The 15740-nt window shown below is 55.5% G+C and carries 11 protein-coding genes and 1 tRNA gene; all 12 read left to right on the top strand.

Annotation, left to right across the window (positions count from 1 at the left end):
• The first annotated feature begins 186 nt into the window (after positions 1–186).
• Positions 187–262: transfer RNA gene (locus SMB34_RS16495), tRNA-Trp, on the top strand.
• Positions 263–311: 49 nt separating this feature from the next.
• Positions 312–509, top strand: a complete 198-nt coding sequence (secE, locus tag SMB34_RS16490; RefSeq protein ID WP_007092435.1) for a preprotein translocase subunit SecE — start codon at positions 312–314, stop codon at positions 507–509.
• Positions 510–512: 3 nt separating this feature from the next.
• On the top strand, positions 513–1043 hold the full coding sequence (gene nusG / locus SMB34_RS16485) for a transcription termination/antitermination protein NusG (RefSeq protein WP_007092434.1): 531 nt from the start codon (positions 513–515) through the stop codon (positions 1041–1043).
• Positions 1044–1146: 103 nt separating this feature from the next.
• Positions 1147–1575: a 50S ribosomal protein L11 gene (gene rplK, locus SMB34_RS16480; protein WP_007092433.1), complete on the top strand. Its 429-nt coding sequence runs from the start codon at positions 1147–1149 to the stop codon at positions 1573–1575.
• Between the two features lie 4 nt (positions 1576–1579).
• A complete protein-coding gene (gene rplA, locus SMB34_RS16475) occupies positions 1580–2278 on the top strand; it encodes a 50S ribosomal protein L1 (RefSeq protein WP_007092432.1) in 699 nt (232 codons plus the stop codon).
• Between the two features lie 282 nt (positions 2279–2560).
• Positions 2561–3079, top strand: a complete 519-nt coding sequence (gene rplJ / locus SMB34_RS16470; RefSeq protein ID WP_037991699.1) for a 50S ribosomal protein L10 — start codon at positions 2561–2563, stop codon at positions 3077–3079.
• A gap of 46 nt (positions 3080–3125) precedes the next feature.
• On the top strand, positions 3126–3503 hold the full coding sequence (gene rplL / locus SMB34_RS16465) for a 50S ribosomal protein L7/L12 (protein WP_037991698.1): 378 nt from the start codon (positions 3126–3128) through the stop codon (positions 3501–3503).
• Positions 3504–3867: 364 nt separating this feature from the next.
• The gene (gene rpoB / locus SMB34_RS16460) at positions 3868–8034 is read left to right on the top strand and encodes a DNA-directed RNA polymerase subunit beta (protein ID WP_007092429.1); all 4167 of its coding nucleotides are present in this window, start codon (positions 3868–3870) and stop codon (positions 8032–8034) included.
• 105 nt (positions 8035–8139) lie between these two features.
• Complete coding sequence (rpoC, locus tag SMB34_RS16455) at positions 8140–12333, top strand: DNA-directed RNA polymerase subunit beta' (RefSeq protein WP_007092428.1); 4194 nt, start codon at positions 8140–8142, stop codon at positions 12331–12333.
• A gap of 374 nt (positions 12334–12707) precedes the next feature.
• Positions 12708–13079 (top strand): 30S ribosomal protein S12, encoded by a 372-nt coding sequence (gene rpsL, locus SMB34_RS16450; RefSeq protein ID WP_007092427.1) that lies wholly within the window; start codon positions 12708–12710, stop codon positions 13077–13079.
• Positions 13080–13091: 12 nt separating this feature from the next.
• A complete protein-coding gene (gene rpsG / locus SMB34_RS16445) occupies positions 13092–13559 on the top strand; it encodes a 30S ribosomal protein S7 (RefSeq protein ID WP_007092426.1) in 468 nt (155 codons plus the stop codon).
• Between the two features lie 27 nt (positions 13560–13586).
• Complete coding sequence (fusA, locus tag SMB34_RS16440) at positions 13587–15668, top strand: elongation factor G (RefSeq protein WP_037991697.1); 2082 nt, start codon at positions 13587–13589, stop codon at positions 15666–15668.
• The last annotated feature ends 72 nt before the right edge of the window (positions 15669–15740 follow it).

Below are 15740 nucleotides of genomic sequence, written 5' to 3'. Positions count from 1 at the left end.
CGTGAAGGCGGTCGTACCGTCGGTGCGGGTGTTGTTGCGAAAATCATCGAATAATTTTTGAAGATTTGCACCATTGGGTGCTTGATCTTTGATGTGCGGGCGGATATAAGCCGCCCGCACACCCTGCCGCCCGGGCAGGACTGTGTCGGAAAGACCTGAAGAAATTCAACTTTCTGATTACCTTGTAGGAGTGTAGCTCAGTTGGTAGAGCATCGGTCTCCAAAACCGAGGGCCGTGGGTTCGAGTCCCTCCGCTCCTGCCATTTACCCGGGTCCTGGAATTGAATTTTTGAAAGCGGTGTAACCCCGACAATGGCTAAAACGTCGCCGGCACAATTCGTACAGCAGGTTCGCACCGAGGCCAAAAAGGTCTCGTGGCCGTCCCGCAAGGAAACAACCGTTTCGACCATCATGGTTTTCGTCATGGTGGCCTTGGCGTCTGTTTTCTTTTTTGTTGTCGATCAGCTTCTCGCCTGGGGCGTTCAGTTGATCTTTGGTGTCGGGGGTTAAGTCATGGCGCATCGCTGGTACGTTTTGCACGTCCATTCGGGTTTCGAGAAAAAAGTCGCCCAGTCGATCCGCGAGCAGTCCATCAAGAAAGGTCTTGAGGGCGAAATCAAAGAGGTCCTGGTTCCGACGGAAGAAACTGTCGAGGTTCGTCGCGGTGCGAAGGTCAATGCCGAGCGGAAGTTTTTCCCCGGTTACGTGCTGCTGAATATGGACCTGACGGATGAGAGCTGGCATCTGGTGAAGAACACCGCCAAGGTCACCGATTTCCTTGGCAGCCGTGGTAAGCCGATGCCGATTTCCGAAAAGGAAGCCCAGCACATCCTGCATCAGGTGCAGGAAGGTGTCGAGCGTCCGAAGTCGACCATTTCGTTCGAGGTTGGCGAGGAAGTCCGTGTTTCCGACGGTCCGTTTGCATCGTTTAACGGTGTCGTCGAAGGGGTTGATGAAGAACGTGCGCGCCTTAAGGTGTCGGTTTCGATCTTCGGTCGTTCAACCCCGGTCGAGCTGGAATATACCCAGGTCGAAAAGCTTTAACGAGCTTATCAAGTGAAGTTTCTGTCTGCGTGATGCAGGCAGTTTTTAAAGCGCGGGAGGTCAGCCATGACCGTACCGCGCGCTTCTGTAATGAGGTACTCTAATGGCGAAGAAAATCGACGGCTATATCAAGCTGCAGATTCCCGCCGGCAAAGCCAACCCGTCGCCGCCTGTCGGCCCGGCTCTTGGTCAGCGCGGCGTGAATATCATGGAATTCTGCAAGGCGTTCAACGCAGCGACCCAGCAGATGGAACCTGGGATGCCGATTCCGGTCGTCATCACCGTTTATTCCGACCGTTCCTTCAGCTTTGTCACCAAAACCCCGCCGGCATCCTACTTCCTGAAAAAGGCAGCAGGCATTCCGAAAGGTTCCGGTACGACCGGTAAAGGTTACATCGGTAAAGTGACCAAAGCACAGGTCAAGGAAATCGCGGAAGCCAAAATGGCTGACCTCAACGCATTTGACGTTGAAGGCGCGATGTCGATGATCGAAGGTTCTGCCCGTGCTATGGGCCTCGAGGTTGTGGAGTAAGACGATGGCCAAGACTGGTAAGCGCCTTGCCCAGGCTTATGAGGGCATCGACCGTAACACCCAGTACGAACTGACCGCAGCGGTCAAGCTCGTCAAGGATGGTGCAAAAGCGAAATTCGACGAAACCGTTGAAATCGCAATGAACCTTGGTGTTGATCCGCGTCACGCAGACCAGATGGTCCGTGGTGTTGTTTCGCTTCCGCATGGTACCGGTAAAACCATGCGTGTCGCCGTCTTCGCAAAAGACGCCAAAGCAGAAGAAGCCCAGAAAGCTGGTGCGGACGCTGTGGGTGCCGAAGACCTGATGGAAGCAATGCAGAAAGGCGATCTGAACTATGATCGCGTTATTGCAACCCCGGACATGATGGCTGTTGTCGGTCGTCTCGGTAAGGTTCTGGGCCCGCGCGGCCTGATGCCGAACCCGAAACTCGGCACCGTGACCATGGATGTTGCCCAGGCTGTTTCCGATGCCAAAGCTGGCCAGGTTCAGTTCCGCGCTGAAAAGAATGGTATTGTCCATGCCGGTATCGGCAAGGCATCCTTCAGCGAAGAACAGCTTGTTGAAAACGCCAAGGCATTCGTTTCTGCGATCGTCAAAGCAAAACCGACAGGCGCAAAAGGTGTATACCTTCAGCGCGCCGCCATCAGCTCGACCATGGGCGCTGGCGTGAAACTGTCGATTGCGGACATCGCATCGAAGTAATTCAAGAATTCTGACCGGTCGCATGCGGCCGGTCAGGACCGGAGAGGGTTGCAATATCCTCTCTACCTGTCTGTCCCAGACTGCAGGTGAACGGTATCTGCCGTTCTTAATCTCCTGCATAGGCAGAGGTTCCGGTTTTTAGTTTTCCCCGGTTAACGGGGCATCACAAAAGGCTTGGACATCTGGCAAACGGACGGGCGTCACAGACCGGTTCGAAAGGACTGGTCACGTCTGTGAACCCCCCATGGGGTTCAGGGCAATAAGCAATGTCGGAGACTTAAAGTGAACCGCGATGATAAAACACAGTTCGTAGCAGAAATGCGCGAAGTGTTCGAAGGTGCGGAAGGCGTTATCGTTACCCAGTACAAAGGGTTGACGGTTGCGGAAATCACCGCTCTTCGTGCGCAGATGCGTGATGCTGGTGCGGGCTTCAAGGTCACCAAAAACCGGCTTACGCGACTTGCTCTGGAAGGCACCAAATTTGCTGGTCTTGCAGACCACTTCACCGGCCCGACCGCGATCGCCTATTCGGCTGATCCTGCGTCGGTCGCGAAAGTGGCCTCAACGTTCGCAAAAGCCAATGACAAGCTCGTTCTTGTTGCTGGCGCCATCGGTGAACAGATTCTGGACGAACAGGGCGTTAAAGCTCTGGCAGAACTGCCGTCGCTGGACGAACTGCGCGCGAAACTGGTGGGTATGATCCAGACCCCGGCACAGCGTATCGCTACGCTGACCTCCAAGCCGGCGGCCCAGATTGCCCAGGTGCTGAAGGCATACGCCGAAAAAGGCGAAGCCGCGTAACCCAATTTACCAACTTATCCAAGTTCAAGCCTAGGAGTTTATACAAATGGCCGATCTTAAGGCACTCGTTGAAGAGCTTTCGAAGCTCACCGTTCTTGAAGCTGCAGAACTTTCCAAAATGCTCGAAGAAGAGTGGGGCGTTTCCGCCGCTGCTCCGGTTGCTGTTGCTGCTGCTGGTGGCGCTGCTGCCGGTGCTGCTGCTGCAGAAGAAAAAACCGAATTCGACGTTATCCTGGCTTCTGCTGGTGACAAGAAAATCAACGTCATCAAAGAAGTTCGCGCAATCACCGGTCTTGGCCTGAAAGAAGCCAAAGACCTGGTCGAAGGCGCACCGAAAGCTGTTAAAGAAGGCGCGTCGAAAGACGAAGCCGAGTCGATCAAGAAGCAGCTTGAAGAAGCTGGCGCAACCGTCGAACTCAAGTAATCGACGGCTTCTTGCCAAGGTTTGGGTCGGCGGCCTTCGGGTCGCCGACCTATCCGTCTCTGCGGTGCGGGCAATGGGTGTCCGGACTGTCGGGACGCGAAAAGGAAATTTACGGTTGACGCTGCCAAAGGTAATCGTACATAACGTAAGGCCGTTTAGGTCAGAGGTTATCTTTGACGGCGTCGACAGCCGAGGGATCAGTGATCTCATTCATGTTGGATGTCACATAACATCCACGGTCATAATCAAGTGAACGCCCGCCCCGTACGGGGCTCGGGCGTCGTTGTGCTGTATGCTTTCTGCATAATGGCACGGGGACGAACGAGTTACGACGGTGTGGGGAGGCGCGATTAAAGGAACGATGATGGATAAGTCCTTTACCGGTCGAAAGCGCATCCGCAAGAGCTTTGGACGGATCAGCGAAGTCGCTCCGCTCCCGAACCTGATTGAGGTTCAAAAGAATTCTTACGACAAGTTTTTGCAGACTGGTACCCCGCGGGAGCAGCGGGACGATGCCGGCCTCCAGGAAGTGTTCAAGAGCGTCTTTCCGATTAAAGATTTCTCAGAGCGCGCAACCCTCGAATTTGTGTCGTATGAGCTGGAGCAGCCCAAATACGATACCGAGGAGTGCCGTCAGCGTGGCATGACCTTTGCCGCGCCGCTGCGCGTGACACTGCGTCTGGTTGTCTGGGATATTGACGAAGATACCGGTGCCCGTTCGATCCGCGATATCAAGGAACAGGACGTGTATATGGGCGACATGCCGCTCATGACCGAACACGGTACCTTTATCGTGAACGGCACCGAGCGTGTTATCGTCTCGCAGATGCACCGCTCGCCGGGCGTCTTCTTCGACCACGACAAGGGCAAAAGCCACAGCTCGGGCAAGTACCTGTTTGCTGCGCGCGTGATCCCGTATCGCGGGTCGTGGCTCGATTTCGAATTCGACGCGAAAGACATTCTGTATGTCCGTATCGACCGTCGCCGCAAACTGCCGGCGACCACGCTGCTTATGGCTCTTGAAAACGAAGAGTCCCAGGCCCTGCGTGCCCAGCGTGCCGAAGAAGGCCGCTCGGTTGATCCGTCGGAAATCGAAGGCCTGACGCCTGAAGAAATCCTCAACTATTACTATGAGTCGGCAGAATACCGCCGCACCAAGGATGGTTGGGTAACCGATTTCAATGCAGATCGCTATATCGGTCAGAAGCTGGTCTTTGACCTGCTTGACGCCGACAGCGGTGAAGTTGTTGCCGCGGCTGGCAGCAAGATCACCAAGCGTTCGGCAGCCAAACTGGTCGAGCAGGGTGTCAAACACATCCTGGTGCCGGAAGAACAGCTTAACGGCTGGTTCATGGCAGAAGACCAGATTGACGGTGAAACCGGTGAAATTCTTGCCGAAGCCGGCCACGAACTGACCGAAGGTGTGTTCGAGCAGCTGAAAGAATGGGGTGTCGACACCGTTCGTCTGCTGATGATCGATCACAACAATGTCGGTGCGTATCTGCGCAACACCGTTGCCCTTGACAAGAACAGCAACCGCGAAGAAGCCCTTGTGGACATCTATCGCGTCATGCGCCCAGGCGAGCCGCCCACCATCGAGGGTGCGGAAGCCATGTTCAAGGGTCTGTTCTTTGACTCGGAACGTTACGACCTCTCGGCTGTTGGCCGTGTGAAAATGAATGCGCGCCTTAATCTGGAATGCCCGGATACGGTTCGTGTTCTGCGTCGTGAAGACATTCTGGAAGTCGTCCGCGTTCTGATCGACCTGAAAGATGGTCGTGGCGAAATCGACGATATTGACCATCTTGGCAACCGTCGTCTGCGTTCGGTCGGCGAGCTGATGGAAAACCAGTTCCGTGTTGGCCTGCTGCGTATGGAACGTGCGATCCGCGAGCGTATGAGCTCGGTCGAGATCGACAACGTCATGCCGCATGACCTGATCAATGCGAAGCCGGTTGCGGCTGCTGTTCGTGAATTCTTCGGCTCTTCGCAGCTGTCGCAGTTCATGGACCAGACCAACCCGCTTTCGGAAATCACCCACAAGCGTCGTCTTTCGGCACTTGGACCGGGCGGTTTGACCCGTGAGCGTGCAGGCTTTGAAGTTCGTGACGTTCATCCGACCCACTATGGTCGTATCTGCCCGGTCGAAACGCCGGAAGGTCCGAACATTGGTCTGATCAACTCGCTGGCGACCTTTGCCCGCGTCAACCAGTACGGCTTCATCGAAAGCCCGTACCGCAAGGTTGTCGATGGTGTGGTTACCCCGGAAGTCATCTATCTCTCGGCCATCGAAGAAGGTCGCTATGTCATTGCACAGGCGAACGAACCGCTGACCAAGGAATTCGGCTTCGAAAACGAACTGATCAACACCCGTAAAGCCGGTGACCACTATATGGCCCGCTCCGAAGAGATCGACCTTATGGACGTCTCGCCGAAGCAGCTGGTATCGGTCGCATCCGCGCTCATTCCGTTCCTTGAGAACGATGACGCGAACCGCGCACTGATGGGTTCGAACATGCAGCGTCAGGCGGTTCCGTTGATCCGCTCCGAAGCGCCGTATGTCGGGACCGGTATGGAAGTTCCGGTGGCACGTGATTCGGGTGCAACCCTGATCGCACGCCGTGATGGTGTTGTTGAATCTGTTGACGCGACCCGTATGGTTATCCGCGCAACCGGTGACATCGCCGCATCGGAATCGGGTGTCGATATTTACACCCTGCTGAAATATCAGCGTTCCAACCAGGGCAGCTGCATCAACCAGCGTCCGCTGGTGAAGGTGGGCGATGTTGTCGAAAAAGGCGACATCATCTCGGATGGTCCGTGTACCGATATGGGTGAACTGGCCCTCGGCCGTAACGTGCTGGTCGCGTTCATGCCGTGGAACGGTTACAACTTCGAGGATTCCATCCTTCTGTCCGAGCGTATCGCACGTGATGACGTTTATACCTCGATCCATATCGAGGAATTCGAAGTCATGGCCCGCGATACCAAACTGGGTCAGGAAGAGATCACCCGTGACATTCCGAACGTCGGTGAAGAAGCGCTCAAAAACCTCGACGAGGCGGGCATTGTTTACATCGGCGCGGAAATCAAACCGGGCGATATCCTTGTCGGTAAAGTGACGCCGAAGGGCGAAAGCCCGATGACGCCGGAAGAAAAACTTCTGCGCGCCATCTTCGGTGAAAAAGCATCCGACGTCCGTGATACGTCGCTGCGTGTCCCGCCGGGACAGTTCGGTACCGTTGTTGAAGTCCGCGTGTTCTCGCGTCGTGGCGTTGACAAGGACGAACGTGCCCTGGCAATCGAACGTTCCGAAATCGAACGTCTTGCAAAAGACCGTGATGACGAACGTGCGATCCTGGAACGCAACTTCTATGGTCGTCTGAAAAACCTGCTGCTTGGCCAGACCCTGGTCGATGGACCGAAAGGTCTGAATGGCGAGATCACCGAAGACGCCCTTGCGGGTGTTGCACGTGGTCTGTGGCGTCAGATTGCCGTTGCTGATGACAGTGTCATGTCCGACATCGAAGCCCTGAAGAAACAGTTCGAGGAATCGATTGCTGTTCTGCAGGCTCGTTTCGACGACAAGGTCGACAAGCTTCAGGCTGGTGACGAACTGCCGCCGGGCGTGATGAAGATGGTCAAAGTCTTTGTTGCGGTTAAGCGTAAAATGCAGCCGGGCGATAAAATGGCCGGCCGTCACGGGAACAAGGGTGTCGTATCGCGCATCATGCCGATGGAAGACATGCCGCATCTCGAAGACGGTACGCCTGTCGATATCGTTCTGAACCCGCTTGGTGTTCCGTCGCGTATGAACGTCGGCCAGATCCTTGAAACCCACCTTGGCTGGGCGTCACGTGGTCTGGGTGAACAGATCGGCGAGCTCGTCGATGCTGTTACCGATGGTCGTGCCGAGATGGACAGCCTGCGTGGCAAGCTCAATGAAGTGTACGAGGACGAGCAATACGTCACCGGCATCAAAGAGCTGAGCGATGGCGATGTTATCGAGCTTGGGAACAACCTGCGTCGTGGTGTGCCGATGGCAACCCCGGTCTTTGACGGTGCACGTGAACCCGATGTGGTTCGCATGCTCGAAAAAGCAGGCCTTGATGGTTCTGGCCAGGTCGACCTTTATGATGGTCGTACCGGTGAGAAATTCCATCGCAAGGTGACCGTGGGCTACATCTACATGCTCAAGCTGCATCACCTGGTTGACGACAAGATCCATGCCCGTTCGATTGGTCCGTACTCGCTTGTTACCCAGCAGCCGCTGGGTGGTAAGGCACAGTTCGGTGGCCAGCGTTTCGGGGAGATGGAAGTGTGGGCACTCGAAGCTTACGGTGCTGCCTACACCCTCCAGGAAATGCTTACTGTCAAGTCGGACGACGTTTCAGGCCGTACCAAGGTCTATGAGGCGATCGTTCGTGGCGAAGACACCTTCGAGGCGGGCATTCCGGAATCCTTTAACGTTCTCGTTAAAGAACTTCGGTCGCTTGGTCTCAATGTCGAGCTTGAGCAAGACGACGTTTAAGAGCTTGGCGGGCGGGTACCATTCGGGTAACCCGTCCGCCATCAAGCATCTTTCGGCCTGAAATTGGCGAAACCCGGCGAGACCGGGCATAGCGGGAGAGCCTTTATGAACGAGTTGATGAAGATCTTCGGGCAGCCGCAGGGCACCCAGAGCTTCGATCAGATCCGGATTCAGATCGCCAGCCCGGAGCGTATCCGCTCCTGGTCGTTTGGCGAGATCAAGAAACCGGAGACCATCAACTACCGGACCTTCAAACCGGAACGCGACGGCCTGTTCTGTGCGCGCATTTTTGGTCCGGTGAAGGATTACGAATGCTTGTGCGGCAAGTACAAGCGTATGAAATATCGCGGCATTATCTGTGAGAAATGCGGCGTCGAAGTGACTCTGGCCAAAGTTCGTCGTGAACGTATGGGCCATATCGAACTGGCGGCACCGGTTGCCCATATCTGGTTCATGAAGTCGCTGCCGAGCCGCCTTGGTCTGCTGCTGGACATGACGCTCAAGGATCTTGAGCGCATTCTGTATTTCGAAAACTATGTGGTCATCGAGCCGGGTCTGACCCCGCTCAAGATGGGTGAGCTTCTTTCAGAAGATCAGTACATGACCGCACAGGAAGAGTATGGCGAAGACAGTTTCCGTGCCGGTATCGGTGCCGAAGCGATCCGCGACATGCTTGCAGCGATCGATCTTGATGACGAACGCGAAACCGCGAAAATCGACCTCAAGGAAACCAATTCCGAAGCCAAGCGCAAGAAGCTGGTCAAACGCCTGAAGCTGATCGAAGCTTTCCAGGAGTCCGGTGCGCGTCCGGAATGGATGATCCTTGAAGTGATTCCGGTCATTCCGCCAGAACTGCGTCCGCTGGTTCCGCTGGATGGTGGCCGTTTCGCAACGTCCGACCTTAACGACCTTTACCGTCGTGTGATCAACCGTAACAACCGTCTGAAGCGCCTGATCGAGCTTCGTGCGCCCGATATCATCGTGCGTAACGAAAAACGTATGCTTCAGGAATCGGTTGATGCGCTGTTTGACAACGGCCGTCGCGGTCGTCCGATCACCGGTGCCAACAAGCGTCCGCTCAAATCGATGTCGGACATGCTGAAAGGCAAGCAGGGCCGTTTCCGTCAGAACCTTCTGGGTAAACGCGTCGACTATTCCGGTCGTTCGGTTATCACGGTTGGTCCGAACCTGAAACTGCATCAGTGCGGCCTGCCGAAGAAAATGGCGCTCGAACTGTTCAAGCCGTTCGTCTATGCGAAGCTTGAGCTGTACGGGATGGCAACCACCATCAAGGCTGCAAAGCGTATGGTGGAAAAAGAGCGTGCCGAAGTCTGGGATATCCTTGAACAGGTTATCCGTGAACATCCGGTCATGCTCAACCGTGCACCGACCCTTCACCGTCTTGGTATCCAGGCTTTCGAGCCTACCCTGATCGAAGGTAAGGCAATCCAGCTGCATCCGCTCGTCTGTACGGCTTTCAACGCCGACTTCGACGGTGACCAGATGGCCGTTCACGTGCCGCTGTCGCTTGAAGCGCAGCTTGAAGCACGTACCCTGATGATGTCGACCAACAACATCCTTTCGCCGGCTTCGGGTAAACCGATTATCGTGCCGTCGCAGGATATTGTCCTTGGTCTGTACTACATCTCGATGGAACGCGACGGTCAGCCGGGCGAGGGCATGTCCTTTGTCAATATCGCTGAAATCGAACAGGCACTTGATGCCGGTGTTGTGACCCTGCATTCGAAAATCAATGCACGTTACAAAACCGTCGATGAGAACAACGAGCCGATCACCATCCGTGTTCAGACCACGGCGGGTCGCATGTTGCTGTCCGAACTGCTGCCGCGTCATCCGCGCATCCCGTTCGCGACCATCAACAAGCTGCTGACCAAGAAAGACGTGTCGAACGTTATCGACGTCGTCTATCGTCACTGTGGCCAGAAAGAGACCGTTATCTTTGCTGACCGCATGATGGGCCTTGGCTTCAACTGGGCGTGCAAAGCCGGTATTTCGTTTGGCAAGGATGACATGATCATTCCGGAAGCCAAGGAAACCCTGGTTGGTGCGACCCATGACAAGGTCAAGGAATACGAGCAGCAGTATCAGGACGGTCTGATCACCCGCGGTGAGAAATACAACAAGGTCGTCGACGCCTGGTCGCAGTGCACCGATGACGTTTCCGAAGCGATGATGAAAGTCATCTCGGCAACGGCAGAAGGTGACAATGTGAACTCGGTTTACATGATGGCGCACTCCGGTGCCCGTGGTTCTGCTGCCCAGATGCGTCAGCTGGCTGCCATGCGCGGCCTGATGGCAAAGCCGGACGGCTCGATCATCGAGACCCCGATTATCTCGAACTTCAAAGAAGGCCTGACCGTGCAGGAGTACTTCAACTCCACCCACGGTGCCCGTAAAGGTCTGGCCGATACCGCATTGAAAACGGCGAACTCGGGTTATCTGACCCGTCGTCTCGTCGACGTCGCGCAGGACAGCATCATCACCCAGCATGATTGCGGTACCGAACGTGGCCTCGACATTGCTGCGGTTGTCGACTCCGGCGAAGTTATCGAGACGCTGTCTGATCGTATCCTCGGTCGTTTCACCGCTGACGAGATTGTCAATCCGTCAACCGGCGAAGTCATCGTTCCGAAGAACGAAATGGTTGTCGAAGATCACCTTGATCTGATCGAAAAAGCAGGCGTCGAAATGGCGCGTATCCGCTCGGTCCTGACCTGTGATGCCGAAACCGGCGTTTGCGGCCATTGCTATGGTCGTGACCTGGCACGTGGTACCACGGTGAACATTGGTGAAGCTGTCGGTGTTATCGCCGCGCAGTCGATCGGTGAGCCGGGCACGCAGCTTACGATGCGTACGTTCCACATTGGTGGTGCGGCACAGCGTGGTGCGGAAGTTTCGGGTGTCGAAGCCAACTTCGATGCGACCGTCAAACTGAAGAACCGTGCTGTCGTTACGAATTCGAGCGGTGTCATGATTGTCATGGCACGTAACCTCGAAATCCTGCTGATCGACAAGACCGGCCGTGAACGTGCGAAATACCGCGTCCCGTACGGTGCGAAACTGCTTGCTGATGACGGTGACCAGATCACGCGCGGCCAGAAACTGGCCGAATGGGATCCGTACACCCTGCCGATCATCACCGAGAAAGAAGGTTATGTGAACTATGTCGACCTTCTCGAGAACGTAACCATTCGCGAAGTCTATGACGAAGCGACGGGTATCGCCTCGAAAACGGTTATCGACTGGAAGAGCATGCCGAAGGCATCCGACCTCAAGCCGCGCGTTACGCTTCGTAACGAAAACGGCGAGGTCATCAACCTGGATAACGGCCTTGAAGCCCGTTACTTCCTGTCGGTTGATGCCATTCTCTCGGTTGAGAACGGTCAGAAAGTCAACGCCGGTGACGTGCTTGCACGTATTCCGCGCGAAGGGTCGAAAACCCGTGACATCACCGGTGGTCTGCCGCGTGTGGCTGAATTGTTCGAGGCACGCAAGCCGAAGGACCACGCCATCATCGCCGACATCGCCGGTCGTGTCGAGTTCGGTAAGGATTACAAGAACAAGCGCCGTGTCATCGTGCACCCGCTTGAAGACAGTGGTCTGACCGAACCGGTTGAATACATGATCCCGAAAGGCAAGCATCTTGCCGTTCAGGAAGGGGACTTCGTAGAGAAGGGCGACCAGCTGCTTGATGGCTCGCCGGTTCCGCACGATATCCTTCGCGTCATGGGCGTTCCGGCACTGGCCGATTACCTGGTCAACGAGATCCAGGAAGTCTACCGTTTGCAGGGCGTTAAGATTAACGACAAGCACATCGAAGTCATCGTTCGTCAGATGCTTCAGAAAGTGGAAGTGACCAAAACCGGTGACACCACGCTTCTGGTTGGCGAAATCATCGACCGTGTCGATTTCGATGCCGAAAACGAACGTGCTGTTAAAGAAGGCGGCGAACTGGCCGAAGCTGCACCGGTCCTTCAGGGGATCACCAAAGCATCGCTCCAGACGCATTCCTTCATCTCGGCCGCGTCGTTCCAGGAAACCACACGCGTTCTTACCGAAGCAGCCGTATCGGGCAAAACCGATACCCTGATCGGTCTGAAAGAAAACGTGATTGTGGGTCGTCTGATCCCGGCAGGTACCGGTGCGGTGATGAATCGCTTCCGCGCCCTTGCTGCCGAACGCGACAAGAACGTACAGATCGAGGCAGAAGAGGAAATCGGCGACAATTTCGGCCCGCAGGCCGGTGCCGAGTCCCCGTCCTTGCCAGCCGGCGAGTAATATCGCCGCGCAAGCTTGTTAAAGAATCAGAGGCGAACCGGGAATTTTCTATCGATGCACCGGTTCGCCTCGGCGTTTGAAGCGCCAACTCGAAGGCCCACAGGGTTTTGCTTGACGCGAAATGGGGCCGTCACTAGTATGCGCCCACCGAATCTCGGGGGGTGTAGCTGTGTCGGTGCCATTTTGTTTGGCAGCGGGCGGTTTTGCCCCCCGTCGCTTGAGTGCGACTCTAACGGCCGTCGAGGGCAGGGTGATCCTGCGTAATGGGCGGTCCGTATTTGCGTTTGCAGGTTTTGCAAAGGCATGCGGTCGTTCGTCGTGCGTCGATAGAGCAGCGCCCTTGTGGCGTCCGTTAAAGTACAAAGGGAAAGTTAATGCCCACTATCAACCAGTTGATCCGCAAATCGCGGACTCCGCGCACCCAGCGCGACATGGTTCCGGCACTGGAAGCCTGCCCGCAGAAACGCGGCGTATGCACCCGTGTCTACACCACGACCCCGAAGAAGCCGAACTCGGCACTTCGTAAGGTTGCTCGTGTCCGTTTGACCAACGGCTACGAAGTCACCAGCTATATTCCGGGTGAAGGTCACAACCTGCAGGAACACTCTGTCGTCATGATCCGTGGCGGCCGCGTAAAGGATTTGCCGGGTGTGCGTTACCACATCATTCGCGGTACCCTCGATACGCAGGGTGTCAAAGACCGTAAACAGCGTCGTTCGAAATACGGCGCGAAACGCCCGAAATAAGGAGCAGCTCAGATGTCACGTCGTCACGCTGCTGAAAAGCGCGAAGTTTTGCCTGACGCCAAATATGGCGATAAGGTTCTGACCAAATTCATGAACGGCCTTATGCTCGACGGTAAGAAATCCGCCGCAGAAAAGATCGTTTATGGTGCACTGGAAGTTATGGAAGGCAAGGGTGCCGATCCGGTTGCCCAGTTCCATGAAGCCATGGACAACGTCAAGCCGAACGTCGAAGTGCGTTCGCGCCGTGTTGGTGGTGCTACTTACCAGGTTCCGGTTGAAGTTCGTTCCGAGCGCCGTCAGGCACTGGCCATTCGCTGGCTGGTTGACGCTGCTCGCAAGCGTTCCGAAACGACCATGGTCGGTCGTCTCGCCGGTGAACTGATGGACGCAGCCAACAACCGTGGCTCGGCCGTCAAGAAGCGCGAAGACACCCATCGTATGGCCGAAGCCAACAAGGCTTTCGCTCATTACCGCTGGTAATTCAGACCTCAAGATCAAGAGTCGATTATGGTACAACGTACTCCGATCTCTCGGTATCGCAACATCGGCATCATGGCTCACATCGATGCTGGTAAAACGACGACCACCGAGCGAATTCTATTCTACACCGGCAAGTCCTACAAAATCGGCGAAGTCCACGACGGCGCCGCAACCATGGACTGGATGGAACAGGAACAGGAACGCGGCATCACGATTACGTCTGCTGCGACGACCTGCTTCTGGAAAGATAACCGCATCAACATCATCGATACCCCGGGCCACGTTGACTTCACGATTGAAGTTGAACGTTCGCTTCGTGTTCTCGATGGTGCATGCGCTGTTTTCGATGCCGTTTCCGGTGTTGAACCGCAGACCGAAACCGTATGGCGCCAGGCTGACAAGTACAACGTTCCGCGTATGTGCTTTGTCAACAAGATGGACCGTACCGGTGCGGACTTCTTCCGCTGCGTCAAGATGATCAAAGACCGTCTCGGTGCCAACGCGGCTGTCATGCAGCTGCCGATTGGTTCCGAAATGGAATTCGAAGGCGTTGTCGACCTTGTTGCCAACAAGGAAATCGTCTGGAAAGACGAAAGCCTTGGCGCCGAGTTCGAATATCGCGACATTCGCGATTCGCTCAAAGACCAGGCTGAAGAGTACCGTGAAGCTCTGATCGAACAGGCTGTTGAGTGTGACGAAGCTGCCATGGAAGCTTACCTCGAAGGCGAAATGCCGTCCGAGGAAGTTCTCAAGAAGTGCATCCGTAAAGGTACGCTGAAAGGCGAACTGGTTCCGGTCCTTTGCGGTACTGCGTTCAAGAACAAAGGCGTTCAGCCGCTTCTTGATGCCGTCATCGATTACATGCCGGCTCCGGACGATATCGAAGACGTGCGCGGCATCAAGCCGGGCACCGAAGACGAGCCGGACTCACGTCCGCTGAACGACGAAGCACCGTTCTCCGGTCTTGCATTCAAGATCATGAGCGACCCGTTCGTCGGCTCCCTGACCTTCGTTCGTATTTATTCCGGTATGCTTGAAGCCGGTTCTTACGTTCTGAACTCTGTCAAAGAGAAAAAAGAACGTATCGGCCGTATGCTGCTTATGCATTCAAACAACCGCGAAGAAATCAAATACGCTTGCTCGGGCGACATCGTTGCTCTGGTCGGTCTGAAGGATACCACCACCGGTGATACCCTTTGTGACACGGCCAAGCCGATCATCCTTGAGCGTATGGAATTCCCGGATCCGGTTATCGAGATCGCTGTAGAGCCGAAATCGAAAGCCGACCAGGAGAAAATGGGTCTCGCCCTTGCACGTCTTGCACAGGAAGATCCGTCGTTCCGCGTCAAAACCGACCACGAATCCGGCCAGACCATCATTTCCGGTATGGGCGAGCTTCACCTCGACATCATCGTCGACCGTATGAAGCGTGAATTCAAAGTCGAAGCAAACGTCGGCGCGCCGCAGGTTGCTTATCGTGAGACGATTTCCCAGGAAGTCGACATCGATTACACCCACAAGAAACAGTCGGGTGGTTCGGGTCAGTTCGCACGTATCAAGTTGACCTTCACCCCGGGTGAACCGGGCAGCGGGTTCTCCTTCAAGGACACCGTCGTTGGCGGTAACGTTCCGAAGGAATACATTCCGGGCGTTCAGAAAGGTCTTGAAACCTCGCTTAACAGCGGTGTGATTGCCGGGTTCCCGGTCACCGACTTCTCGGTCACCCTGACCGACGGTGCATACCACGACGTTGACTCGAGCGTGATGGCCTTCGAAATCGCAGCTCGTGCCGCATTCCGTGAAGGTCTTGCGAAAGCTCGTCCGAAGCTTCTCGAGCCGATCATGAGTGTCGAAGTTGTGACGCCGGAAGAATACATGGGCGACATCATTGGTGACCTTAACAGTCGCCGTGGTCAGGTCCGTGACATGGATTCCCGTGGTATTGCACGCGTTGTTAGCGCGTTTGTCCCGCTGGCGAACATGTTCGGTTACGTCAATACGCTGCGTTCCATGTCCCAGGGCCGTGCCCAGTTCGTGATGCAGTTCGATCATTACGCCGACGTCCCGCAGGCAGTTGCGGACGAAGTCAAGGCCAAGTCGGCCGGCTAAGGCGAAGCCAGAATAAACGGAGTTAGAAATGGCTAAAGAAAAATTTGCCCGTACAAAACCGCACGTGAACGT

Origin of the sequence: Thalassospira permensis NBRC 106175 (genome assembly GCF_000714555.1) — a bacterium.
Lineage (GTDB): Bacteria > Pseudomonadota > Alphaproteobacteria > Rhodospirillales > Thalassospiraceae > Thalassospira > Thalassospira xiamenensis.
This window is presented reverse-complemented; position numbering and strand designations above follow the sequence as displayed.

Excerpts from the sequence above, each read along its gene's own strand:
- rplA (WP_007092432.1), top strand. The coding sequence starts at position 1,580 with ATGGCCAAGACTGGTAAGCGCCTTGCCCAGGCTTATGAGGGCATCGAC.
- secE (WP_007092435.1), top strand. The coding sequence starts at position 312 with ATGGCTAAAACGTCGCCGGCACAATTCGTACAGCAGGTTCGCACCGAG.
- rpoB (WP_007092429.1), top strand. The coding sequence starts at position 3,868 with ATGGATAAGTCCTTTACCGGTCGAAAGCGCATCCGCAAGAGCTTTGGA.
- rpsG (WP_007092426.1), top strand. The coding sequence starts at position 13,092 with ATGTCACGTCGTCACGCTGCTGAAAAGCGCGAAGTTTTGCCTGACGCC.
- fusA (WP_037991697.1), top strand. The coding sequence starts at position 13,587 with ATGGTACAACGTACTCCGATCTCTCGGTATCGCAACATCGGCATCATG.
- rpsL (WP_007092427.1), top strand. The coding sequence starts at position 12,708 with ATGCCCACTATCAACCAGTTGATCCGCAAATCGCGGACTCCGCGCACC.
- rplK (WP_007092433.1), top strand. The coding sequence starts at position 1,147 with ATGGCGAAGAAAATCGACGGCTATATCAAGCTGCAGATTCCCGCCGGC.
- nusG (WP_007092434.1), top strand. The coding sequence starts at position 513 with ATGGCGCATCGCTGGTACGTTTTGCACGTCCATTCGGGTTTCGAGAAA.
- rplL (WP_037991698.1), top strand. The coding sequence starts at position 3,126 with ATGGCCGATCTTAAGGCACTCGTTGAAGAGCTTTCGAAGCTCACCGTT.
- rpoC (WP_007092428.1), top strand. The coding sequence starts at position 8,140 with ATGAACGAGTTGATGAAGATCTTCGGGCAGCCGCAGGGCACCCAGAGC.